General features: G+C 48.4%; 22 protein-coding genes and 1 pseudogene. 11 read left to right on the top strand and 12 right to left on the bottom strand.

Features of this window, described 5'->3' with window-relative positions; translation table 11 throughout:
• Positions 1-209: 209 nt before the first annotated feature.
• The 5 genes and pseudogenes from NG795_RS04945 to NG795_RS04965 form a co-directional block, all read right to left on the bottom strand.
• On the bottom strand, positions 210-1,511 hold the full coding sequence (locus NG795_RS04945) for a GDP-mannose 4,6-dehydratase (RefSeq protein ID WP_367287601.1): 1,302 nt from the start codon (positions 1,509-1,511) through the stop codon (positions 210-212).
• Between the two features lie 180 nt (positions 1,512-1,691).
• Positions 1,692-2,270 (bottom strand): annotated as a pseudogene (locus NG795_RS04950) (GDP-mannose 4,6-dehydratase); the annotation flags it as partial.
• Between the two features lie 448 nt (positions 2,271-2,718).
• Positions 2,719-3,423: an undecaprenyl-phosphate galactose phosphotransferase family protein gene (locus NG795_RS04955; RefSeq protein WP_207087562.1), complete on the bottom strand. Its 705-nt coding sequence runs from the start codon at positions 3,421-3,423 to the stop codon at positions 2,719-2,721.
• A gap of 336 nt (positions 3,424-3,759) precedes the next feature.
• Positions 3,760-4,902 carry a glycosyltransferase gene (locus tag NG795_RS04960; RefSeq protein ID WP_367287602.1) on the bottom strand — a complete coding sequence of 381 codons (1,143 nt, stop codon included), beginning with the start codon at positions 4,900-4,902 and terminating at the stop codon, positions 3,760-3,762.
• 84 nt (positions 4,903-4,986) lie between these two features.
• Positions 4,987-6,093 (bottom strand): TRAP transporter substrate-binding protein, encoded by a 1,107-nt coding sequence (locus NG795_RS04965; protein ID WP_367287553.1) that lies wholly within the window; start codon positions 6,091-6,093, stop codon positions 4,987-4,989.
• Between the two features lie 126 nt (positions 6,094-6,219).
• Between NG795_RS04965 and NG795_RS04970 the strand changes: the two genes are divergently transcribed.
• The 4 genes from NG795_RS04970 (at position 6,220) to NG795_RS04985 (ending at position 10,384) form a co-directional block, all read left to right on the top strand.
• Complete coding sequence (locus NG795_RS04970; protein WP_367287554.1) at positions 6,220-7,083, top strand: EamA family transporter; 864 nt, start codon at positions 6,220-6,222, stop codon at positions 7,081-7,083.
• 244 nt (positions 7,084-7,327) lie between these two features.
• Positions 7,328-7,726: a response regulator gene (locus NG795_RS04975; protein ID WP_261205088.1), complete on the top strand. Its 399-nt coding sequence runs from the start codon at positions 7,328-7,330 to the stop codon at positions 7,724-7,726.
• A gap of 495 nt (positions 7,727-8,221) precedes the next feature.
• On the top strand, positions 8,222-9,427 hold the full coding sequence (locus NG795_RS04980; protein WP_367287555.1) for an argininosuccinate synthase: 1,206 nt from the start codon (positions 8,222-8,224) through the stop codon (positions 9,425-9,427).
• Positions 9,428-10,012: 585 nt separating this feature from the next.
• A complete protein-coding gene (locus NG795_RS04985; RefSeq protein WP_367287556.1) occupies positions 10,013-10,384 on the top strand; it encodes an STAS domain-containing protein in 372 nt (123 codons plus the stop codon).
• A gap of 66 nt (positions 10,385-10,450) precedes the next feature.
• On the opposite strand, the gene NG795_RS04990 is transcribed toward NG795_RS04985, so the two are convergent.
• Both NG795_RS04990 and NG795_RS04995 read right to left on the bottom strand, forming a co-directional pair.
• A complete protein-coding gene (locus tag NG795_RS04990) occupies positions 10,451-11,227 on the bottom strand; it encodes a hypothetical protein (RefSeq protein WP_367287557.1) in 777 nt (258 codons plus the stop codon).
• A complete protein-coding gene (locus tag NG795_RS04995; protein WP_367287558.1) occupies positions 11,151-11,711 on the bottom strand; it encodes an Npun_F5560 family protein in 561 nt (186 codons plus the stop codon). Before NG795_RS04995 ends, NG795_RS04990 begins: the two co-directional genes overlap by 77 nt.
• Positions 11,712-12,415: 704 nt before the next feature.
• Between NG795_RS04995 and NG795_RS05000 the strand changes: the two genes are divergently transcribed.
• A complete protein-coding gene (locus tag NG795_RS05000; RefSeq protein WP_367287559.1) occupies positions 12,416-13,189 on the top strand; it encodes an RNA polymerase sigma factor SigF in 774 nt (257 codons plus the stop codon).
• 71 nt (positions 13,190-13,260) lie between these two features.
• On the opposite strand, the gene NG795_RS05005 is transcribed toward NG795_RS05000, so the two are convergent.
• Complete coding sequence (locus NG795_RS05005; RefSeq protein WP_367287560.1) at positions 13,261-13,386, bottom strand: hypothetical protein; 126 nt, start codon at positions 13,384-13,386, stop codon at positions 13,261-13,263.
• A 6-nt stretch (positions 13,387-13,392) separates the two neighbouring features.
• Entirely contained in the window at positions 13,393-13,854 is a 462-nt protein-coding gene (locus NG795_RS05010; protein ID WP_367287561.1) for a pentapeptide repeat-containing protein, read from the bottom strand.
• A 283-nt stretch (positions 13,855-14,137) separates the two neighbouring features.
• Here NG795_RS05010 and NG795_RS05015 point away from each other — a divergent pair, with 283 nt between their 5' ends.
• Together NG795_RS05015 and NG795_RS05020 are read left to right on the top strand one after the other, a co-directional pair.
• Positions 14,138-14,992, top strand: a complete 855-nt coding sequence (locus NG795_RS05015) for a hypothetical protein (RefSeq protein WP_367287562.1) — start codon at positions 14,138-14,140, stop codon at positions 14,990-14,992.
• 107 nt (positions 14,993-15,099) lie between these two features.
• Positions 15,100-15,624 (top strand): hypothetical protein, encoded by a 525-nt coding sequence (locus NG795_RS05020; protein WP_367287563.1) that lies wholly within the window; start codon positions 15,100-15,102, stop codon positions 15,622-15,624.
• Between the two features lie 164 nt (positions 15,625-15,788).
• Here the strand turns inward: NG795_RS05020 and NG795_RS05025 are convergent, their stop codons facing one another.
• A complete protein-coding gene (locus tag NG795_RS05025) occupies positions 15,789-17,483 on the bottom strand; it encodes an ABC-F family ATP-binding cassette domain-containing protein (protein WP_367287564.1) in 1,695 nt (564 codons plus the stop codon).
• Between the two features lie 217 nt (positions 17,484-17,700).
• Between NG795_RS05025 and NG795_RS05030 the strand changes: the two genes are divergently transcribed.
• The 4 genes from NG795_RS05030 to NG795_RS05045 all read left to right on the top strand — a co-directional run bounded on the left by NG795_RS05030 (position 17,701) and on the right by NG795_RS05045 (position 22,922).
• Positions 17,701-18,963: a glycoside hydrolase family 10-like protein gene (locus tag NG795_RS05030; protein ID WP_367287565.1), complete on the top strand. Its 1,263-nt coding sequence runs from the start codon at positions 17,701-17,703 to the stop codon at positions 18,961-18,963.
• A gap of 261 nt (positions 18,964-19,224) precedes the next feature.
• The gene (locus NG795_RS05035) at positions 19,225-20,478 is read left to right on the top strand and encodes a glycoside hydrolase family 10-like protein (RefSeq protein WP_367287566.1); all 1,254 of its coding nucleotides are present in this window, start codon (positions 19,225-19,227) and stop codon (positions 20,476-20,478) included.
• Between the two features lie 19 nt (positions 20,479-20,497).
• Entirely contained in the window at positions 20,498-21,130 is a 633-nt protein-coding gene (locus NG795_RS05040) for a hypothetical protein (protein WP_367287567.1), read from the top strand.
• Positions 21,131-21,983: 853 nt separating this feature from the next.
• Positions 21,984-22,922, top strand: coding sequence for a glycosyltransferase family 2 protein (locus NG795_RS05045; RefSeq protein ID WP_367287568.1), 939 nt, complete (start codon positions 21,984-21,986; stop codon positions 22,920-22,922).
• Positions 22,923-22,960: 38 nt separating this feature from the next.
• On the opposite strand, the gene NG795_RS05050 is transcribed toward NG795_RS05045, so the two are convergent.
• Together NG795_RS05050 and NG795_RS05055 are read right to left on the bottom strand one after the other, a co-directional pair.
• Positions 22,961-23,563, bottom strand: a complete 603-nt coding sequence (locus NG795_RS05050; protein ID WP_367287569.1) for a PEP-CTERM sorting domain-containing protein — start codon at positions 23,561-23,563, stop codon at positions 22,961-22,963.
• A gap of 108 nt (positions 23,564-23,671) precedes the next feature.
• Positions 23,672-24,313: a PEP-CTERM sorting domain-containing protein gene (locus NG795_RS05055; RefSeq protein ID WP_367287570.1), complete on the bottom strand. Its 642-nt coding sequence runs from the start codon at positions 24,311-24,313 to the stop codon at positions 23,672-23,674.
• Positions 24,314-24,417: the final 104 nt, after the last annotated feature.

Raw genomic sequence — 24,417 nt, forward strand, 5'->3', positions numbered from 1 at the left:
GCTTGACCTCTGATACTTAATACTTGAACGAGGCGGCGATCGCACTTTCCCTTGACAGGACTTCCGCACTATTTAAGACTAGACACTAAATGTAGGGTTGATTCGCGAATCAACCCTACAAGATATGGGGTTGATGCGTAAGTCCTGTTTGGTTGAAGAACAGGCCCCCTCCCTAGAGTCTTGGGGAGGGGACTGGATTGAGTGGCGAATTAGTCCACCATGTGACCACTGTCTTGGCGGATGAAGGCGCGATCGATAATCGGTTGTCCTGTGGGAGATTCTACCCCGATCGCCTTGAGGTCAGAATCCACCATTAAGGCAACCAATTGTTCAAAGGTAATGGAGGGTTCCCATCCTAATTTTTCCTTCGCTTTACTGGGGTCGCCAATTAATAAATCAACTTCCGCAGGACGGAGATAGCGGGGGTCGAATTCGACGTAATCTTCCCAATTCAGGTTAACGAAATTAAAGGCTAAATCCAAAAACTTGCGGATGGTATGGGTTTCATTGGTGGCAACGACATAATCATCCGGTTCTTCTTGTTGCAGCATCAACCACATGGCGCGAACATAGTCTTTGGCATAGCCCCAGTCCCGCTTAGAATCCAGGTTACCAAGGAAGAGTTTCTTCTGCTTTCCGGCGACGATGCGGGCGACGGCGCGGGTAATTTTGCGGGTGACGAAGGTTTCGCCTCGGCGCGGGGAGTTATGGATCCAACCCTGGCCGACTCCAGCATGGAAGGTGCCACTGGTGGTTGCTAAGTCAAATAACCATCCTTGATAGTTGATGGGTTCAGCGGTGACAACTTGGGCGCGGTTGGTGCCTTGGGGTGGGGTGGCGTTGATGTGAATTTGATACTGGAACCCGTCGCCTTGGGATTCGGTGGCAATCCAGGCGGGTTGTTCCAGGGTAGTGACGGACATCCAGTAGAGTCCGGCAGCGAGGAGGGCGGAGGGAGTTTGGACGGTGAAAGTGTCTCCAGCTAGGGGAGAAACGGCTTTAAATCCGTCTAAAAAGGCTAACCGTTCCCGATCGCCTGCGTTGAGAATCCGCTTGGGAATGCGTTTGTCTTGGGATTTGCTGTACAGTTCCGATCGCAAGTAGTCACTGTAGGCCGGGTTGCCGGATAACTGGAGACGGGATGCGGCGAGGCGATCGCAATTTCCACCGGAGACTTTTCGCCAAGAGGCGGCGAGGCGATCGCCTACAGCGGTGTCCGGAATTGTCAAGATGACTTGACTTTGACTATCAATTTCTGCGGCAGCAACGAGTACCCCAAGCAACCATGCCTCAGTTTCGGTGAGGTCAAGTTGTTCAGGCGATCGCGGCAAGTCAATCAACGCCAAGGAATCCCCGACTTTGACCTCACCGGCAGGTTTTTCTACTGCCGATTCGCCCTGTTGCACAAATACAACATGATCGCTGGTGGCATGATAAACCGCACCCTCTGCCGCAATCCGATGTACGGTTTTATTGGGTTGTTCTGTGGCCCCATTCCAGGTGGCCGTCATGCAAGTCACTTGCACCCACCCTTGGGCATCCCAGACTTCCAACCCGTTACCGTCCCTAATGTCCGTGGTATATCGATTTTTATGGCCTGGATCCTGGTCATGGGGGACAATTTCCGCAATGGACACCAGGTCAATTAATCCATCCTGACGAATGAACACCGGGGTATTGTCAATCACGCATTCATGGTTAAACAGGATGCCATTACAGGCAAATAAATCATAAGATTCGCGATAATTGACCGTTTGCCAATGGGCGTAAACCTTGGCGCAGGAATAGGGACTGCGGGGATAAAACGGGGTCGTTTCCTTTTGGGGGACTTCCAAGACCTTGCCAAACATTTCCGAGGAACCCGCTTGATAAAAGCGGACTTGGATCCCGGTGCGATGTTGGTAGTCGCGGATCGCTTCTAAGAGGCGCAGGGTTCCCATTGCCACCGTATCCACGGTGTATTCTGGGGAGTCAAAGCTGACGCGGACATGGGATTGAGCGCCCAGGTTGTAAATTTCAACAGGTTTGACTTCTTCGAGAATTCGACGGAGAGTGACCCCATCGGTTAAGTCCCCGTAATGGAGAAATAACCGGGCGGCTTCACTATGGGGGTCCACATAAAGATGGTCGATCCGGTCGGTATTAAAGGTGGAAGTCCGGCGGATAATCCCGTGGACTTCATAGCCTTTTTCTAGTAATAATTCGCTTAAGTAAGAACCGTCTTGGCCGGTGATGCCGGTGATTAATGCCCGCTTACGTTGCTGCGTCATTGTTTGATTTTTCCTCTCAACCTCTAGTTAAGTCTTTGGACTCTCAGTGGCGATCGCCTGAGTCTGTACTGAACCGCACCCTAATGATTCTTTGCCTTGACCCCCATCCTGGGAATGTTTCGCGCAGGATGGGATTTATCAAATCAGTCTTTCACTTTATCGTGAATTTTGGCAGTTAATGTGAAGGAATCCTATAGTTTTGGCGTAGTTTTGGCGAACTTTTTGTAAATCGAGTCGTCCGGTTTGCGTTACCGGATGTTAATGGATTGTACTTCCTTAGGGTATCAACTGTCACCGTTTTCTTGAATTTTCCCCGGGTTTGGGGTGGAAATGCAAAAAATTTGCTGAAGCCTTGCGTCCTCAGCATAATTCCCGATCGCAGTCGGTGGGTTAAAGGGGGTGAACTGCACCAGCCCAGCACTGATGCAGTTCAGAGCAACAAGGCCCGTTAATACGCCCCATTATTTTTAGGGAACAGCACCACTTTAAGGGTTTTTAAGACAATCCACAGGTCCATCCACAAGTTTTTAAAATTGACATAATAAACGTCAATTTGGATGCGCTTGGGATAGGGAATGTCATTTCGACCGGAGACCTGCCATAATCCGGTAATTCCGGGCTTAATGGTAAGGACTTTATCGATATATCGACCATATTTGGGCAATTCTTCAACCACTAAAGGTCGAGGGCCGACAACGCTCATTTCACCTTTCAAAACGTTCCAAAATTGGGGAAATTCATCCAGGCTAGTGATTCTTAGAAAATGGCCGATCCAAGTAATTCTCGGGTCTTGCTTGAGTTTGAAATTATCCTCAAATTCTTGACGCAGATGAGGGGAAGTTTCCATGATATCCAGCAAAACTTCGTCGGCATTGAGCACCATTGTCCTGAATTTAATGCATCCGAATTTTTGGCGGTTCTTGCCAACGCGCTCCTGCACATAAAAAATTGGGCCGGGGGAGCTAATGTAAATCAGCAGACCCAAAATCGCGTAAACCGGGGAAAACACGATTAGAACGCACAGGGAAAACACAACGTCGAACAGCCGCTTGGAAAATTCTCCGTTGATCCCACTCAGGACGAAAGGCCAAAAAGTCCGTCTGGCAACCGCCCGAATCACTTTGCCGGAGATGAGTTGGCTATCGGCAGTCATCTTACTCCTTTAATTCACACCACACACAGTCCTGATTGTAAAGCCTTCAGACGTTTTGCACCGCGTCTGGAGAGTTCAGGTCACAGACACCCAGACAAAACCGACTCTTTCAAAGTGCCTGTCTTTCTGAGTCTGAGCGATTCATGCCGATTTACTTCCCGTCAGCCGAGTTGATTACACCCTCATCGCCTCAATCCTTGCAACTAGCCGATGATTGTTACAGGGGATGGAAAGAAAGCAAAAGCAGATTTTTTGGCTGATTTGGTGGTGCGATCGCCCAACTTAAAGGGTCCCAGCAAGTCTTGTTTACCCATATATCATAAAATCGACTTTTTATCAAGCTTTTGTCAGAAATTTCTGATAACACTCATCGATAAAATGGCGGTAACGCGCCTGAAACACCTGGGGAGTGAACAGGGCCGCTTGCTCGGGCCCCGCCTGGGGATTAAACTGCGATCGCAACCCTTCAAAGCTCTCCACCACCTCCATTAATGACCCTTCGGTTTGCTGACTAAAAAATAATCCAGTCCCCTTAGAAGGATGGTTGCGGATATCCAAAACCGTCTCTAACGCCCCACCCGCCCCATAAGCAATCACCGGAGTCCCACAAGCTTGAGCCTCCACTAAGGCAATGCCAAAATCTTCACAGGCAGCATACACAAACGCCTTCGCTCGTGCCATATAGTCCTCCACCACCGCATCCGGTTGTTCCCCCAGGACCTCCACATTGGGTCCGGCGATCGCCCGAATTTCTGCCAACTCCGGACCCGTTCCAATCACCACCAACCGTTTTCCCAACTGATTAAACCCCCGCACAATCGTCCCCACCTTCTTATAAGGCACCAACCGCGCCACAGTTAAATAAAAATCCTCCTTCTGCGGTTCAAACCGAAACCGATCCACATTCACCGGGGGATAAATCACCTCCGCTTCCCGCCGATAACAGCGCCAAATCCGCCGCGCCGTATGCTGGGAATTGGCAATAAAATAATCCACCCGATTCGCCGCAATCACATCCCACTGTCGCAATCGATGGAGCAAATACCGCGTCAAAATACCCGGCAATCCTCGTCCCGCAGCACTGTTTTGGAGATAATCAAAGGTTAAATCCCAGGCATACCTCATCGGCGTATGGCAGTAACAGACGTGCATCTGATGCGGTGCCGCCAGCACCCCCTTCGCCACCGCATGAGATGAGGATAAAATCACCGGATACTCGCGCAAATCTAACTGTTCAATCGCCAGAGGTAACAACGGCAAATACTTTTGCACACCCTTTTTCGCCATCGGAAACTGTTGCAAAAAGGTTGAACCAATCTGCCGTTTAAATAAATAACTCTCGGAATTTGTAGATTCAAAATCAATCAACGCATACAGATCCGCATCCACTGCATTGAGAATTTCTTTAACTACCAGTTCTGAACCCCCGGTTGCATAAGGCGTCAGCCATTCATGCACCAGAGCATAATTTTTTACCATCAAATCCGCCGGATCTACAAAATCTCTTCTCATTCCCAGGCTCTGCCTGGGAATGCCAAATCAGAGGCTCTGCCTCCTACCTCCTTAAGGTTTGGGAATCACAAAATTGCTATAACTCAACTCCGTAATTGCCGTCCATTGATACATTTCCTCGCGAAATGTATTCCATTGTTCATAAATCCCGCGAAAGGTTGCATCTTGTCGCGCACTGTCTGCATACAAGTCAAAGGTGACTTTCTTCGCCGCGTCGATAATTTCTTGACTGTAGGGAAGTAACTGAGTCCCCCCAGCTTTTAAGGTCGCTAGAGCTTCGCGATTGAGCACTTCATACTGGGCTAACATATTCAAATTGGCCTCATACGCTGCCGTTTTGAAGATTTCTTGATAATCCTTGGGCAGTTGGTTCCACTGGGCCTGATTTACCAACACATCCAAGGTCGGTCCTGGTTCCCACCAGCCAGGATAATAGTAAAATTGTGCCGCTTTATTTAATCCCAACTTGAGGTCATCATAAGGACCAACCCATTCTGCTGCATCGATCGCCCCCCGTTCCAAGGCTAGAAAAATCTCCCCTCCAGGCAACACCTGGACATTGACCCCCAATTTTTCCATCACCTGTCCCCCCAGTCCCGGAATCCGCATTTTCAACCCATTCAGGTCCCGGACGCTGTTGATTTGACGCTTGAACCAGCCCCCCATCTGCACCCCGGTATTGCCTGCGGGAAAATTAATAATATTGAAATCGCTATACAGTCGCTGCATGGCCTCTAATCCCCCGCCATGATACAGCCACGCATTCTGCTGTTGAGCATTTAATCCGAAGGGAACGGAGGTGGCAAAGGCTAAAGCTGGATTTTTGCCAATGTAATAATAGCTGGCAGTATGTCCGCATTGGACGGTTCCACCTTGCACGGCATCAAGGACCTGTAATCCCGGGACCAGTTCTCCCGCAGGATAGGGGCGAATCTCGAAGCGGTTATCGGTCATCTCAGCGACCCGTCGGGCGATGGTTTGCGCGCCCCCATAGATGGTATCCAGGGAAGCGGGCCAACTGGTGGCCATATTCCAGCGAATTCTGGGCAAGCTATCCCGAGAGGCGTCAGGACCTCTGGCGGCAGGACTACAAGCAGTGGCGGCAGCCGCACTCAGGGCACCGATGGCCCCATGACCGATGAGTTTTCTACGTTTCATAGTGTCTTTTTACCTTGCAGGAGGGTTGAGGGTTTTGCGGTGGCAAACACCGGATGATCTGCGTCCGAAGGTTTGTCCGGGATACTGATTTTATCACCCATTTAAACTCTAAACTCTAAACTCCCCATGCTCTGGTTTTTTTTAGCAATTTCGACGGCCTTTTTTACGTCGCTCAAAGATGTTTTAGGTAAAAGAACCCTAAAAAATATCAATGCAACGATTGTGGCTTGGTCTTGGTCATTTTTTACGGCGTTGGTGTTACTGCCGGTGCAAGTTTTGGCGGGAATTCCTGATTTGGGCAGTCAATTTTGGGTCGCCCTGGCGGTGGGCAGTGTGCTGAATGCGATCGCCTTTTTGTTCTATATCCAGGCAATTAGTACCTCGGATTTATCCCTCTGTTTGCCCCTGATTGCCTTTTCGCCCCTGTTTATGGCAATTACTTCTCCGATTATTGTGGGGGAATGGCTCAGTTGGGCGGATGGGTTAGGAATTGGGTTGATTGTCGCTGGGTCTTATTTATTAAATCTCCAGGACCGCAGGCGGGGATATTTTGCGCCGTTTCGGGCTCTGGTGAGAGAACCAGGGCCGAAGTTAATGTTGGGGGTGGCGTTTCTGTGGAGTATTACGGCGAATGTGGATAAGGTGGGGGTCCAAAATTCTTCGCCGCTATTTTGGAGTTTTGCGGTGTTTTCGGCGATCGCCTTGTTGCAATTGCCCTTAATATTCTGCCAGTCTAAGAATCCGGGAGGTCAGATTGTCAAACATTGGCTGGGGTTGAGTCTGATGGGATTCTGTACGGCGATCGCTGTTTTGTTTCAAATGCAGGCATTGAAATTAACTCTGGTGGTTCAGGTGATTGCCATTAAACGCACCAGTGTTCTCTTCGGGGTGTTGTGGGGTAAGTTCCTGTTTCACGAGTCCGGGATTCGCGATCGCTTCTGGGGCGCAACAACGATGCTGTTGGGGGTTGTCTTGATGTCGGTGTTTTAACCCCTTTGATCTGCGTCCCTGGGCAATCTCAGAGGGGATCGGGTTTTTCAGTCCCTTCTCAACTGGGGGACATTCCCCGGTAAAATAAGAACAATAAGAAGATAGACCCGTAGTGCTATTCTGAGATGCCAAGGGGAGGGTGCTGCACTCAATCTGTGGTCTCTCGTTCGCGATCGGTTCCGCGAGACTTCCAAGGAATCCGAATAAAATGGGAAAGTAGAGATGGCTGGAGCAACTTTAATCTATGTCTAAACTTAGACTCATGGTAGTGGATGATGAGCGAGACAACCTGGATCTACTGTACAGGACGTTTCGCCGCGACTTTCAGGTACACAGAGCAGAAAGCCCTCTCGATGCGATCGCCCTGCTGGATACAGAAGGGGAAATGGCGGTGATTATTACGGATCAGAGTATGCCGGAAATGACGGGTTTGGAATTGTTGAGCAAGGCAAGAGTCCGTTTCCCCCATACCATCGGCATTCTGTTAACCGGGTACAGTGAGGATGCCCTAGAAGCCTCGGAAGATATGATGAATAAAGCGAATGTTTTTAAATGCATCAGTAAGCCCTTTGATACTCAGGACCTCAAGGCACTGGTTCAAACGGCGGCTGAAATCTACCAAACTAACAAGCAAAGCGCGTAATTTTAAGAAAGCAACTCTTTTCCCCCATTCAGCGTGAATGGGGATTCCCCGATGAGTGGGTTGTCCCTAAAACACCGATGAGCCAGATCTATAGGGATGGGTCGGATCACTCCCCAGGAGAAGCTGAGGCGATCGCCTTTCCCCCCCATCCCAGATAATTACCCTTTCCCTCAGACTAGGACTGACGGGGCAAACGGGCGGGTTGTTGCTACTTTTGTCCCGTTTCTCTACAAGGCGATCGCCGCGCTTCCTGCAATTCCCGGCTCAGTCTCCTCCAAACCCTCTCCCCTGGAAATTCAACCCCTTGAGACATCGGCTCTCCAAACCCTCTCAAGCGCTTTTATAAAACTTAAACCCTAAACCCTAAACTCTCCCTCTAAAACTCCAAATCCCTCCAACACAAATCTCGGCAATCCCTGACAAAAAAGCTATGAAATCCGGAGAACTTGGTTAATAATGAACAGTTGATCGGTATTGCAGTAGAGGCAAAAAGTAATGGGTCGCGCTACCAAAGTCGTCCTGGCATATTCTGGAGGAGTTGATACCTCCGTTTGCATTCCCTACTTAAAAGAAGAGTGGGGCGTTGAAGACGTGATTACCCTAGCGGCAGATTTGGGACAAGGTGAAGAACTTGGCCCCATTAAGGAAAAGGCTCTAACCTCCGGTGCCAGTATCTCCCTGGTGGAAGACGTGACGGAAATCTTTGTCAAAGATTATGCTTTTCCCGCCATTCAAGCCAATGCTTTGTATGAAAACCGTTATCCCCTGGGAACAGCCCTAGCTAGACCCCTAATCGCCAAAATCCTGGTGGAGGCGGCGGAAAAATATGGGGCCGATGCGGTGGCCCACGGCTGTACTGGCAAGGGCAATGACCAAGTGCGGTTCGATGTGTCGATCGCCGCTCTTAATCCCAATATCAAGGTCCTCGCACCGGCCCGGGAATGGGGTATGAGTCGGGAAGAAACCATTGCTTATGGTGAAAAGTTTGGCATCCCCACTCCCGTTAAAAAGTCCTCTCCCTACAGTATTGACCGCAATCTGTTGGGACGGAGTGTGGAAGCGGGACCCCTGGAAGACCCCTGGACTGAACCGGAAGAAGAAATCTATGTGATGACGAAGGCGATCGCCGATACTCCGAATGAACCGGAATATGTGGAAATCACTTTTGAGCAAGGTCTCCCCACCCATGTCAATGGCAAGGCCCTCTCTCCCGTCGCCCTGATTACAGAGTTGAATGAGGTGGTGGGTCGTCATGGGGTCGGACGCATCGATATGATCGAAAATCGTCTGGTGGGGATTAAATCTCGGGAAATCTACGAGTCCCCGGCCCTCCTCGTCCTGATTCAAGCTCACCGAGATATCGAAAGTCTCACCCTCACCAAAGATGTCACCCAATACAAGCGCGGCATCGAAGAAACCTACAGCCAAATGGTTTACAACGGTCAGTGGTACAGTCCCCTGAAGATGGCCCTTGATGCGTTCATTCAAAAGACCCAAGAGCGAGTCTCGGGCACGGTCCGCATTAAACTGTTCAAGGGAACGGCGAATATTGTCGGGCGCAAGTCGAATGAGTCTCTCTATGCGCCGGATCTGGCGACTTATGGGGCGGATGATACCTTCGACCATAAAGCAGCAGAAGGGTTTATCTATGTCTGGGGTCTGCCCACTCGGATTTGGTCTGAGAAGGTTAGAGGCAACTAATCTCACCCTTTAATCAATGGTAAGAAGGCAAAAGAATCGCGTTATCTTTTGCCTTTTGCCATCGGTTTTATCTATTTATTCTGTAATTGAATATTTGGTTATTCAATATATAGTGCGTTTACAGGGATTGGACAATTCCTTTAAGACTTACCCATTACCCCTAAATAATGTAGAGGCGATTCGCTTGCTCGCCTCTACATCAAGTCTATTGTTAGACTGCTACAGGACCGGCTATATAGGAGGGGATTCCCGCTATAAGCGCTCTCATGCCGATCGCCATCCCTACAGGTGATTCTGGTCAATGTGCGATGTTGTTAAGTTATCAAAACACAGGTTAATTATATTAAATTTTAAAAGAGTGTACTAGGCTACCTACTCTGACTGAGTAGAACGCTTACAATCGGACTGATATGAGCCAGTATCGGTCACTTTCCCGTTCGGGGTGATTGAATTCACAACTCAGCGGTGATGGGTGACAACCCTCAGGGGACAAATTGGATGGATGCTGGAACAAATAGCGTGCTGCTTTCTTCAGTGCGTGTTTATTATCAAGTCCTGATTAAGATATTTTTTGAGGTAAACATAATGACGTCCTCTCAAGCCATCCGTCAGCCGATCGTCTTTCAGCCCCAAGCCTGTTTAGATGAGGCAACCCTGGCGACTATCGAACAAGCTGTCGCTCAGTGCGATCGCCCGACGTTCTTCGCGATCGACATGAGTCAGGTGGAGATGATTGACAGTCCTGGATTATTTACCCTGGTTTCGGCCCTGAGAACCGCTAGAGAACATGGGTCCCGCCTCGCCATCTACCATCTCAAAAGTCCGGTTCGGGTGATTTTTGAAATTACTCAGCTCGATCGCATTTTTGAAATTTTTGACAGCCAGGAAGCAGTGATGGCGGCGATCGCCCCAGAGTTGTCCTCCGCTAGTCCCAATTCTGACCTCGCTGCCGCTTAACTCGTTCTGCTGCTAACCATCTGGGTGTTATCTAAATCAATCATTCCAATACTCACCTAAGTTGCCTCACTTCCGAACCGGAACGATAGTGAGGTCATAAATCGGCTGTCCGGTCAAACAGTACCAATGACAGGTGAACAAATCCGGGTCTTGAACGCCCAAACTGGCTAGGGCGGGAATGCCTGGAAAAGGCCAGAGGCGATCAAACCATAGACCCTGCTCATCCCATCCAAACTGAATTAAATAGGTTGCCGGGGGCGCTTCTAGCCACTGGAGCAGCCGTCGTCCCAAGGCATAAATCGGTTGTCGCCAAAGGTCGGGCAAATGCACTGGCTGGATGTACTGGACTATCTCTTCACAGCCCGGTTGTTGCTCGTCCGCCAGTCCGATCGCCTCCCCATAAATCGGACCTTTGTCCGTCAGTACGACCGGCAGCCACAGGTTACCTGTTCCCGTTGCCACCTGCCACTGTTCGGCTACCACGGTTCGCAATCCTTCTACATCCTGACAAGCCCGATAGAGGGGGGGTTGAAGTGATCCGATTACCGAGTTAGGGATATTCAGACTCAAGGGACAAAACAGTACCTCACTATCTGGCAGAGAAAGGGCTTTTAAGTGAGAAAAGGGGGTGACTTTTACCTCACAACCTGGATGGGTTTGAGCGATCGCCCTTTGGAGGGCTTCTACCATCCGGGCGATCGCCTGGGAGTCAGCACTGGGGAACCCCATTGCTGACGCCTCATCCTCAACAATAATCCAGACCTGACTAGGCATTACCCAAGGACGGTAGACTGATATCGCCACCATCGCCACCGGAAATGCTCGGTAACTCCAGATGTCCATTCTTGCGCTTGCTTCTAACCGCCAAGCGATAGCTGACACTTTGGAGTTCGGCATGGAGTTGACGGTTTTCCCGTTGTAGGCGTTCCACCTTGTCTTTGACCTCTTCCATGCGATCGGCGAACTTCTGCCGATAAATTTCTGGGAGTTCCTGGACCACCTGTTCCAGCATCCGGGCGCGATCGGTCAATTCCTGAACCGATTGGCGCAGATGATAAATTTCCCCATCTTTTTGAGTCATCTGCTCTTGGTAAAAGGTCACCTGTTCCTCAACCCCTTGCAGTTGTTCGCGCAAGGACCGCATTTGAGCCAGGTATTCCTCGGGGACATCTTGAGATGTCGGTAGCAAGGAGTTATTGCCCTTGACTAACCGAAAGAGTTCTTGGGAGAGTTGTTCAACAAGCTGGTCCCGCATCTGCAACTCTTCGCGCAGTTGAGACACTTCCGCCTGGAGGGAATGTAGGTTGGGGGCTTCTGATTGGCTCACGATCGTTCGCAGCTCCTTAATGAACTAAATATCGGTTTATGTAATTTTTAGCGGAAGCGGGGGCGATCGTCATCCTCCCCCAATCGGTGTTCTGTGTTAATTTACCATTTCGGTTCGAGATTGGCACTAATTTTAAACATTCTGTTAAGAAACTTCAGCATTTCATCAAAACTTGGGTGGCCCCAGGCTCCTAAAAAGCCGGAGGCCCTAGCCGCCCATCCCGAGTCCGAGGGAAGGAGCCTCAAGCACTCCCTCCATAAATCTTTACAGAATTTTTCCCCGAGCTTGACCGATTGATTAGGGATAGTTATGATTGTAGCTATTGCTCTGAAGCAAAAAAAAGTTAAAATAGCTTGTAGCCGGAAACAAAAACAGCAGCAGTCCAGTTGTCGAACACGGGTCCTCACGGACTCCCTGAGTAAAATTGCCCGATCGCCGGGTCTAAATGGATGTAGAAAATGCTGAATGTTGGATAACTACCTCTAAGGGGAATTATCAATCCATCCTCAGTTCTTCCTCCTACGGAAAACCCCCTGATTCCTTCCCGACCAACCCTACGGATTTTCCGAGGTGGCGGTATAACTAAGGGGGAGGCAAGACCAGGCAAGGTCATCCATTCGGTAAAAACTCTGTGTTAGAGATCACTGCGGCTACCACCAACCTGTAAGATACTAGGCTAGGGAGCAACCTACCGGGGTGTCAAAATGCTTACAACAGTCAACAAAGAACTCAAGAGTGAGAGTTTGGAACTCCTACGTGAATACCAAACCTCTCCCACGACCCATCTGCGGAATCGAATTGTCCAGCTGAATATTGGGCTAGTTCGTAAAGAGGTCCATCACTGGATGCAACAGTGTACGGAAACTTATGACGATCTCCTGCAAGTGGGCTGTTTGGGCTTGATTCGGGCGATCGAACGGTTTGATATGTCGAAGGGACACGCATTCAGTTCCTTTGCGGTTCCCTACATTCGTGGGGAAATTCAACATTATCTGCGGGATAAAAGTCCATCAGTGCGGATTCCGCGCCATTGGTTAACCCTGCAACGGCAGGCAAGCAAGGAAATCCTGAAACTGCAACAAACGCTCAATCGCCATCCCTCCGATGTGGAAGTGGCATCTGCCTTAAAGGTTTCTGTTACAGAATGGCAAGAAATCAAACTCGCCTGTCGCAACCGAGCTCCCCTGAGTTTGGATGCTCCAGTGCAGGATGATGACGAAGGCGCAGCATCCCTTGGGGAATTAGTGCCGGATGCCGGGTATCGCAGTTTCCAGTTAGCGCAGGAAGACCAAATTCGCCTACAATTGGCCCTAGGCAAACTAGAGGATGGGACTCGCAAGGTCCTAGAGTTTGTATTTCTCCATGATTTGACCCAGAAAGAAACAGCGGAACGGATGGGGATTAGTTCTGTAACCGTTTCTCGTCGGGTTAAGAAAGGTCTAACTTCCCTCAAGAAATTGATGGGAGGGGCTGAATAGCTCAAAAACTGCTTATTGTGTTGAGAAATATAGAATAATACATAAAAGTCGTGTAAAGCGCGATCGCCATCTCAGCGGCGATCGCGCAATGTCTGTTGAAATTCGGCATTCGGTGGAGAGGGGGGTGCGAAGAACTGCGGTAAGGGGAGCATTTGAAGCGACAAACCGCAGCTATTCTTGAGGTCTATTACCATCATTCCCATTTATTGAACTAATCCTAACATCTCTTTGGGCATGACCGTATCTTGGAGATTGGCCCCTATTAAATTAATATTGGCCAAATTGGCAGCACTTAAGTTGGCATCGGATAAATCGGCAAAGGAGAGATTGGCATCGGTGAGATTGACTCCTTCGAGATTGGTTCGGGTTAAGGTGGCGCTGTTGATATAGGCCCCTTTAAGATTGGCCCCTTGCAAATTTGCGCCGGTTAAGTCGGCACCTTCGAGGTTGACATCTTGGAGATTGGCACCCGAGAGGTCCGCATTTCGCAAGTCGGCACCAATCAGATGGGCCCCGCTTAAGTCTGCACCGGCAAGATCGCAGGCGGCACCTTCGAGGTTGGTTTCGATTAATTGGTTGATGTGGGTGGGATTTTGGGCAAAGGCAGGGGTGGCAGATAATAGGGTGATTGAGAGTGCAGCGATTTTTAAAAGGGTGGCTTTCATTGGAGTTTTCTCCTTTAATGCTATATTTATATTTTCGCTGGTTTGGGGACATAATGCAGCGATCGCTCACCCCAAATGGGAGTGAGATATTTGTAATATTTAGGCGATCGGCGTCCTTGCAAAAAATCCCCACTCTGGTATAATTAGCAAAGATATTTCGCGGGTTACGGGGAATTAAGGCGGGGGGATGAGGTGTTTCACCCCTCACTTAGGTTTAAAACTGGGTAAATTGGGGGAGATTTAGGTATAATTTACGGGGAAAACTGCGATTGAGGTCAAGAACATGAGTCCCATGACCCCGGATGAATCGGAGAAAATTGCCCAGTTAATCGCGAGTTTACCCAGCGATCGCCTGTTAGAACAGTGCCAAACCCTACAACAACAGGCAGAATGGCATAACTCTAGGACCAATCAGCAGATGATTGCCGACTGTTGGCGGGCGAAATTTATGGAAAACTTCAGCGACCCCATTGCCGATGCTTTAGAACAAGGCAAAATTTCCCAACATAAACATGACTTAATTAACTCCAGAGTCAATCTCTATAAAGAACAATGGCAACTGATTAAAATTGCTCATCCCTCTCTACAAACATGGCATCAGGCAATTTATCAACAGACTCAGAACCATCCCAAATTCTTCCAAGTTTTACCCTTCTGGCATAAATTGTTCTCCCCCGGGTTTAAAGCGCCCTATCCCTTCGTCACCCCCTGGGAATTGTTTTCAAAAACCCTGGAAGAAGAAGTTAATGCACCCATTGAATGGTCATTAGAACCTTATTATGTCGTTCCGGTGAAGAAATGGCGAACCGCAACTGGACTGCTAAAAAAGCAATTTGAGAATTTGAACGAAGATGGCAGTTATCCAGAACAGAAACCCTCGACAGGGGATAAACTCAAAAATCAGATTGGTTATGACAAAGTGACCTTTTCCTGGTTTGGGTTCACCCTATTTGTCTGCCAATTTGTCGCTGTCAAAAACCCCGCAATTCGGCAGCACTACACCGCCTTTATTCGCGCCCTTGTCGAATATTACAAAATGGGTATCCGTGCCAGTCGTTCCGTGGGCGGGTTTGCTTGGCACAAGGGAGAGCAAGTACAGAGTACCCAATATGGGGGAACATATCGTAAATCGGGCTAAAACACAAGTTTTTTTAATAAAAGTTCACATCAGGTCAAAAAAAATCCGCCTCCCCGAGAACTCCAATAGGGTGAACCTATCAACTTTGGTGTTCTCGGAGGATGATTGTGAGATTAAATTCATTAAAATCCCTTGGCGTTTTTTCCAGTTTGGGATTCCTGTTTGTTGCCGGTATCATGAGTGCAGATGCCCGAGATTTGGGGATGAAACCCTTGCTGCGACAGCAGTCAATCCAAATCAGCCAAAACAATCTAGGTCCTGTGAGTGGACAATGGAGACTTGCCATTGAGGTGACTGCACATACGGACTTAAGTGTGAGTACCCAACCCAATTATTCGATGGTGACATCTCTGCAACAAAGCGGGATAGAATTATCGGGGCGAATTCTTAATGTGAATCCAAATGCTTGTTCCGATGCGGAAATATTAGGGAAAGTTGAGGGAAATCGAGTCACCTGGACGATGTATTATACGGGGACTTGTTGTCAAGGTGGGATGATGAAATTTGAGGGGGAAATGGTTTCACCGGGACGGATTGAAGGGACTTTAGTTCCTGCGGGGAGTTCACCTCAAAATTGTACGTTATGGTCGGGGAATGTGGTGGCTACTCAAGGGCATTATTATAATAAATGAGGGGTGGGGATTTTAACCACTGATTTCAGGGATTTTCACTGAATAAGATTTCGCGCAGAATGAGATGGATTTTAGCCCGCGCAGGCGGGCTTTGTCCGTGTAGCCCCACCCTTTCCTTACGGAACGCTACGCGAACAGGGTGCGGGCGAGTGGGGCCACAAAAACTACTTGCCTTTTGCAGTAGCTTTGGACTGTTTGGCTGCTTTTTTAGCGGCTTTTTCAGCAGCTATTTTCGCTTGACGTTCCTGCTCTTTTTCTTCGGCTATTTTATCCAGGTAGTAATGATAGTCGCCGAGGTAGGGTCGGAATTCGCCGTCGCGGATTTCGACTATTTTATTGGCGACTTTGGAGATAAAATAACGGTCATGGGAGACAATAATAACCGTGCCATCGTAGTTTTGCAGGGCTTCTTCTAGCATCTCTTTGGCGGGGATGTCTAGATGGTTTGTAGGTTCGTCTAGGAGTAGCAAGTTGGCGGGACGTAGGAGCATTTTTGCTAGGGCTAAACGGGCTTTTTCTCCTCCACTGAGGGCTTCTACGGGTTTGAATACGGTGTCTCCACTGAAGAGAAATCGTCCGAGTAAGGTGCGAACTTCTTCGTTTTTCCACTCGGGTACTTCGTCATGAATGGTGTCCATGACGCTTTTTGTTAGTTCTAAGGCTTCGGCTTGATTTTGCTCGAAGTAGCCGGGAATGACGTTATGTTGTCCGAGTTGGATGCTGCCTTCGTTGGCTTTTTCCATTCCCATGATCATTCGCAGCAGGGTGGATTTGCCGCAACCGTTGGGTCCTAAGAAGGCGATGCGATCGCCTCGTTCGACGAACAAATCGGTGCCTAAAAAGAGGATTTTGTCGTCGTAGGTATGGACTAGGTTTTTGATGTCTACGACTTCTCGTCCACTGCGAGGGGCTGGGGGAAATTGGAAACGAAGGGTTTTTAAGGTGCCTTCAGGGGCTTCGATGCGTTCGATTTTGTCGAGTTGTTTTTCCCGGCTTTTGGCTTGGGTACTGCGGGTGGCACTCGCCCGGAAGCGCTCAACGAAGACTTGCTGTTTCTCGATTTCTTTCTGTTGGCGTTCGTAGGCGCTCAGTTGCGCTTCGCGGTTGAAGGCTTTTTGCTCTAAATACGAGGAATAGTTGCCGAGGTAGGTGGTGGAGACGCCTCTTTCGGTTTCGACGATTTGGGTGCAGAGGCGATCGAGGAATTCCCGGTCATGGGAAACGATAACCATTGGGGTGATTAATCCCTTGAGGTAGGTTTCCAACCATTCGATAGTTTCTAGGTCTAGGTGGTTTGTCGGTTCATCCAGCAGCAATAAGTCAGGACTCTGTAACAAAATTTTGCCTAAACTCATCCGCATCTGCCAACCGCCACTGAACGCGCTGACGAGGCGATCGCCATCTTCGGCGACGAATCCCATTTCCGGCAGGATTTTCTCGATTTGCGCTTCTAGGGTATAACCATCTAAGGCGTCAAATTTGCGATGGAGTTTGTCCAGTTTGTGGATGAGTTTGTCCAGTTCTGCCTCGGAAGCACTTTCCATCGCGTGTTGGACGTCCAACAAGTCATGCTGGACTTGGTTTGCTTCGGTAAACACTGTCCAAAATTCTTCCCGGACTGTACGGGTGGGGTCTACCTCGAATTCTTGGGTGAGGTAGGCGATATGGAGGTTGGACGGACGGATAATTTCTCCGGCAGTGGGTTCGATTTCCCCAGCAACGATTTTGAGTTGGGTAGATTTTCCGGCCCCGTTGACGCCGACTAAACCAATGCGATCGCCCGGTTTGACTTCCCAGTTAATATCTTTGAGAACTTCGCCAGTCGGGTAAATTTTACTAATATGTTCGAGTCGTAGCATCCAATATCTCCAAGGCAGAGGGAACAAAGGCAAGTTCAGCGACGGATCCGGAAAAAACAGACGCGATCGGGGCATCTGGGGGCCGCACTATCCGTCCGGTGTAGGCTGTGTTGGGTTAATCTTAACAAAAATTAACGACTAGAGATCGTAGTTAGATGGGTGTTTTCATAAAGTTTGGCTGGGTAGGTCCATATCAACGGTTAAGTGTGGCTACGAAATGAACCGCAACGTTCGCAGATTCTTAAATGTCGCCTTGGGTTTACTGATGGCAGTCGCCTGGTCGATAGGTTTTATCCCTGATATGGCTACATCTGAAACTCCAGCGCGGGAAGAAATTCGTGGGGTCTGGTTGACCAATGTGGGGAGTGATGTCTTGTTTGTGCCTGGGGCGGTTCATCATGCCTTGCAGGAACTCTCCGACCTTAATTTTAATACAGTTTATCCCGTGGTTTGGAATCGGGGACAGACTTTTTATCCGAGTGTAGCCTCTAAGCAGGTAACTGGGCGATCGCAGGATTGGTTGCTCTCCCTGATGCGGGGCAGTAACGATGTCCTCGGGGAAATTATCGCCGATGGTCAGTCTCTGGGGTTGCGGGTGGTGCCCTGGTTTGAGTATGGGTTCATGGCACCCGCCAATTCAGAATTAGTGAAACGCCACCCAGACTGGGTAACTCGACACCAGGATAACAGTGAGAATCTGCGAGAGGAAGAATTAGCCCCAATTTTTAACGAAAATCCCTTAACGATTCAGCAGGTTTGGTTAAATCCCCTCCATCCCGAGGTGCAAAATTTTCTCCTGCGGTTAATTGTGGAAGTGGTAGCCAATTATCCCATTGATGCGATTCAATTTGATGATAATTTTGGTTTGCCGGTTGAGTTAGGATATGACCCTTATACCATCGCCCTCTATCAAGCAGAACATTGGGGAGATACTCCCCCCAGTAATCCCTATAATGCTCAGTGGGTACGTTGGCGGGCGGACAAGATTAATGATTTTATGGAACGCATCTACCAAGCGGTGCAATTTGTCAATCCTCATTGTTCGATTTCCCTGGCAGCCAATTCTCAAAGTTTTGCCTATAGTTACTATTTGCAAGATTGGTTAACTTGGGTGGAATCGGGATGGATTGATGAGTTATTTTTACAGGTGTATCATTCAGAATTAAGTCGATTTGAGACCGAGTTAGATATTTCCACGGTATGGTATGCCCGGAATTTAACTCGGGTGGGAGTAGGGATTTTAACGGGAACAATGAAACGTCCGATTTCCTTTGCCGAGATAGAAGATCGGGTTAAAGTTGCGCGCGATCGCCAATTTGCAGGATTCGCCTTTTTCTATTGGGAAAGCCTGTGGGGAAAAGTAGCATCAGAATCTCCAGAAGATCGGCGCAATAGTTTTCAAGCCCTATTTTCAGAACCGGCTATTTCCCCCGTCCCGGTGCGATCGCAACCCAAGAAACAGGACAATCCTCAAACTTAACTCCCCCCTATCCTAAACCCCGAACCTCGTTCCCAGGCTCTGCCTGGGAATGCCAAATCGGAGGCTCTGCCTCCTACTAATCGCAACATCCTAATAGAAATAAAAATAACTTACCCCAATCCATCTAAAATTACCTCTACCCCAAGACTCATAAAATATTGTCCAAAACTCCCTCAACTTTACAGAGATTTCATAAAAACCAGGCTATTTCATGATATAGTTATCCCTTGGCTAATCTGAAATCGGGTATCCTTGAGATTGATGCGCGAACAAACTTGGATCCGATGGGCATACGGAGTAATTCTAGGCGTACTAATTTCCTGGTTCCTATTTCCTTCCTTGTCCTTAGAAGCAACCCAACCCGAAACACCCGCCTCTACAGAAATTAGAGGCGTGTGGTTAACCAATGTTGCCAGTGGGGTACTCTTTACCCCCTGGGGAGTGCATCTCGCCATGCACCAACTTGGAGAACAAAATTTTAATACCCTGTATCCAGTCGTCTGGAATCGAGGCAACACCTTTTATGAAAGTGCCGTTGCTAAACGAGAAACTGGAAGGTCTCAAGCACCCTTCTTGCGGCTGTTTCATTTAGGTGCAGATGTCCTGGATGAACTCATTCAATTAGGCGATCGCCATCACATCCGAATCATCCCTTGGTTTGAATATGGATTCATGACCCCCCGCAACTCCAACTTAGCTACATTGCACCCCCAATGGCTAAGTGCAACCCAACAAGGTCAGCAAACGCCAACTGAAATCCCCGATGAACTCAATCCCGCTGATATTCCCAACCCTCCCGCTTCAAGACAAACCTGGCAACAATTTCTCGTCCCTGAAAATGTTTGGCTAAACCCCTTGCATCCTGGTGTCCAAGACTTCATCCTAGAACTAATTGTCGAATTAGTCAGCCACTATAATATCGATGGCATCCAACTCGATGACCATTTCGGAATGCCTGTCGAATCGGGTTATGATAGTTTTACCGTGGAATTATATCGCCAAGAACATCAAGGTTCACCCCCACCGGATAACCCCTACGATGCCGAATGGATGCGCTGGCGTGCAAATAAAATTTCCACCTTTATGGAAACCCTCTATCAAGCCATTAAATCCGTCAATCCCGATTGCATTGTCTCCCTTTCTCCCAACTCCCAAGACTTTGCCTATCGTAAATATCTGCAAGATTGGGGAACCTGGGTAGAACGCGGTTGGGTGGATGAATTGCTGGTTCAGGTCTATCGCAATGATTTAGATGTCTTTAAATCTGAGTTAGCCCAACCGGCAATCCAGGCAGCCCAACAGAAAATTCCCGTCGGCATCGGCATCCTCACCGGCACGTTGGTCCGTTCAGTCCCCATGAAACAAATCCAGGAACAGGTTAAAATTGTGCGCGATCGCCGCTTAAATGGAGTATCCTTTTTCTATTGGGAAACCCTCTGGAGTTATCTCACCCCAGAGTCACCCCCAGAACGGCGCAAAGCATTCCGGGAGCTATTTTCTCAACCCACCCCCTAAGCGTTCCCCGTCTCAATTCATGACGCCCCTTCTCCCTATCTCTCAACCGCTTAACCTGTCTCGGACTCCTGAGATTCCTATCCTGTTTGGATGGAGTTTTTGGGTTCAATGGGTGTTAGCCACAGGGCTAGGTTTTCTGCTCAGTTTGCTGTTTGTAGAAATCGGCGTCAGACCCCATCTCGGGGCAATTTCCGGGGCAGTGGGCAGCAGTTTCATTGCGATCGCCCAATGGTTCGTTCTCCGGCAACGTCTCTCCCACATTTCCTGGTGGATCATTGCCACCATCACCGCTTGGGTCCTGATTGGCAGTAGCAGTCTCGGTGCCCTAGGCTGGATCGCACCCCGCACCGAACTGATCACCCTCCGCCTCCTCTATGGCTTCATCGATGGCGCGATCGTCGGCATCGTCCTCGGTTTAGGCCAATGGTTTGTCCTGAATCGCTACTTCCCCAACGCCGCCTGGTGGTTACCCATCTCCTCTGTTAGTTGGGCAGTCGCCTTAGCCTCCGGATGGGTAGTCGGCGGCATCCTCCGCTCTATCACCGGCCTATTTTTTGCCGAAGTCATCGGTTTAACCATCACCTGGCTGGCGATCGCCGCACTCTCCGGTTTCGGATTCCTCCGCCTCATCCATCACAATGGCATCCAATAGCAACAGCACCCCGTAACGACTTCAGTCGCTATCCCTCATAAGTTCGTAGTAACGACTTCAGTCGTTCTCCCCTCCAATGTTCGTAGTAACGACTTCAGTCGTTCTCCCCTCCAATGTTCGTAGTAACGAACCTCCCAAGTCTTAATGCTGTTGTTAACATACAATCGCAAATCTCAACATAGTAACTCAACAACCCCCCCACAATCTGCCGAAATCTTACCCCAATTGCCTAAATGCACCGGAGAAACTCCTAAGTTTTAATGCTGTTGTTAACATACAATCGCAAATCTCAACATGGCAATACTGAAATCTTACCCCAATTGCCTAAATACACCGGAGAAACTCCCAAGTTTTAATGCTGTTGTTAACATACAATCGCAAATCTAAAAATTGCAACTCAGTGACTGCCTCCCCATCGGGCGAAAGATTAGCCAAATCGCGTAAACTCCTGTAAAAATATTAAATCTTTAAATAAAAAACCCTGAATTTCCCTAAAAATTGCCAAAATTGAGCAACGCAGTGACAAGGGTTATAGGCTATAATCAGAGGTGGAAACCAAGGGATTATTGTGTCTAATTTCAGCAAGACACCTTTCGCAACAGCCAAAACCCTTGACAAATCGTTGTCCAATCCTCGGCAACCGCAAAAATTCCACTCCCTGCCATCACCCTGCTTGCACCAGTTTTTTGAACGGTGCAAATCCCCCTGTTGACAAATCCCCCGAACTATGATATGGGAAGACCCTCTAACCCGGGATAACCCTTTCCAGGGAGAAGACAGCACTCTAAAATAGAGGGGATTAGCGCATCGTAGCGATCGCGGCTAGTCGAGACTTGTTGTTTGAGGGGAACCCGTGTTTTTTAGCATCATTATTCCAACCTATAATCGCCGACCGATTTTAGAGAAATGCCTGCGAGCATTAGAACAGCAGAAACTCAGAACCCAGACTGAAATTAGCGGCTATGAAGTCATCGTCATCGATGATGGTTCCACCGATGGAACCTTAGAATGGTTAGCCGAAAATCGGGAAGACTTTCCTCATGTGGGGTGGTTGGAACAAGCGCATCAAGGACCGGCAACGGCGAGAAACCGAGGGATAGAAGTAGCCCAAGGGGAGATAATTATTTTTATTGATAGTGATTTAGTGGTGACTGAGAATTTCATCCAAGGTCATGCCGATGGGTTGAGGGAGGGAGAGGAGAGAATAGGAAGCGATCGCCTGTTTACTTATGGTCATGTGATTAATACCTGCAACTTTGAGAATCCTACGGCAGAACCGTATAAAATCACTGATTTTTCTGCTGCTTATTTTGCCACAGGTAACGTGGCGATCGCCCGAAAATGGTTGGAAAAAGCCGGAGGATTTGACCCATCTTTTTCCCTGTATGGGTGGGAAGACTTAGAACTGGGAGTTCGCCTAAAAAAATTAGATTTAAAACTGATAAAATGTCCTCAAGCTGCTGGATACCATTGGCATCCGCCCTTTACCTTGGATGATTTACCTCGGGCGATTAACCGAGAAATTGAACGAGGAAAAATGGGAGTAGTCTTTTACAAAAAACATCCGACTTTGGAAGTACGGATGATGATTCAGATGACGGTATTGCATCGAATTTTGTGGGGAATCTTATCCCTAGGCGGTAGATTAAATGAACGAACAATGGCAGGATTTTTACAATGGTTGATAGACCAAGGAAAATCTCAGATTGCCTTAGAAGTTGCCCGAATTTTCTTGAACTGGTACAATGTTAAAGCAGTTTATGCGGCGGCGAATGGAGAGGGGAAAGAGTAAGGGAGTGAAGAGGCGATCGCCTGTCTTCGTTTACCAAATTATTCCATTGCCTTTACCCGCTTTTTCCGCAAGAGTCCAGCGAGACCTACAACTGAGAATGCACCGAGGATGCTGGGTTCAGGAACGGATATGGGTTTTTCTTCGACTCGGGAAAAATCAACGGACCAAGAACTATAGAGATTGGTTTTTTTGTCTTCAAATTCAGTCCAAACCGCTTCTATTCTATAGCTTCCCCCGCTAAACCGAAAGTCCTCCGTGGCCCAATCTAAAATCTTACCAATTTCCTCATGATTTGCATAGTCCATCCGGAATGAAATCGGTGACAGGGCATCAGCTTGCGTGTAAACGCGATCTAGGAAAGAAAACTCTATAAAATCCACCTCATATTGTTGACGCTCATAGATCCATACGCCCCATTGTGGAACACCTTCCCCCTCATATTCATAAACGAACCTATTTTGTGTGGCCTCACCATAGCTCAACCGCCCTGTTAAGGGGGCATATCCGTCGGGACCGTAGATATTGACTGAGAAATCATAAGTAATCCGGGCGGCAGAAGCGGGATTAATGGCGATCGCGCCTAAACTGAAGACTGCCCCAGTGATAGCCAAAGTGGAACGGTTCAAAAGATTTAAAGTCATAATGTCCTCCAGGAATTAGTAAATATTGTTTTAAGAATGCAATCGGCAAAACGCTAATTTTAACCCCTGTCAAAAAAACAGCGATCGCATTCTCCTAAAAACTTATTTCTACTCAACTGATTGCGCTTTTCTGCGTTTTTTCCCCAAGAGTCCGGCGAGACCTAATACGGACAATCCACCCAGGAGGGTCGGTTCGGGAACTGAAATAGGTTCTTCTTTCACGCGGGAAAACTCGACAGGGAGACCTGTCCAATGGGGGCCTGCGGAGTAAAAGGAAGTCCACCTTTCCAAATTATACCTGTCACCCTTAAACAGGAAATCTTCCGTTGCCCAATATAAAAAACTTCCGATAGGATCATTCTCTCCCTTTAGATAGTCAATCGTCCAATAAATGGGATATATAGCATCGGATTGGGTATAGACTTTATCCAAAAAATAAAATTCTATAAAATCTACTTCATATTGTTTAACTTCAACTTCATATCGTTGAATTTCCCAGGTATGGGACCCCCAAGGTCCTATTCTTATTGGGTCTTCAAACACAGAAAAGGTATTCACTTCAGTGGCCTCATCATAGCTGAACCGCCCGGTTAAGGGGATGGGGCCATATCCACCAGGACCCTCGTAGGTGTACCCAGAGAAATCATAAGTAATGCGTGCGGCAGAAGCGGGATTAATGGCAACTGTGCCTACACTCAAGAGGGTCCCAGTCATTGCTAAAGTGGTTCGGGTGAACAGATTTAAACTCATATTATGCTCCAGGAAGTAGTAAATATTGGGTCAGGAAGGGAATCGGCAAAAAGCTAATTTAAACGGCAGTCAAAAAACAGCGATCGCCTTCCCATAAAAACTTA

Source organism: Laspinema palackyanum D2c, from assembly GCF_025370875.1.
Taxonomy (GTDB): domain Bacteria; phylum Cyanobacteriota; class Cyanobacteriia; order Cyanobacteriales; family Laspinemataceae; genus Laspinema; species Laspinema palackyanum.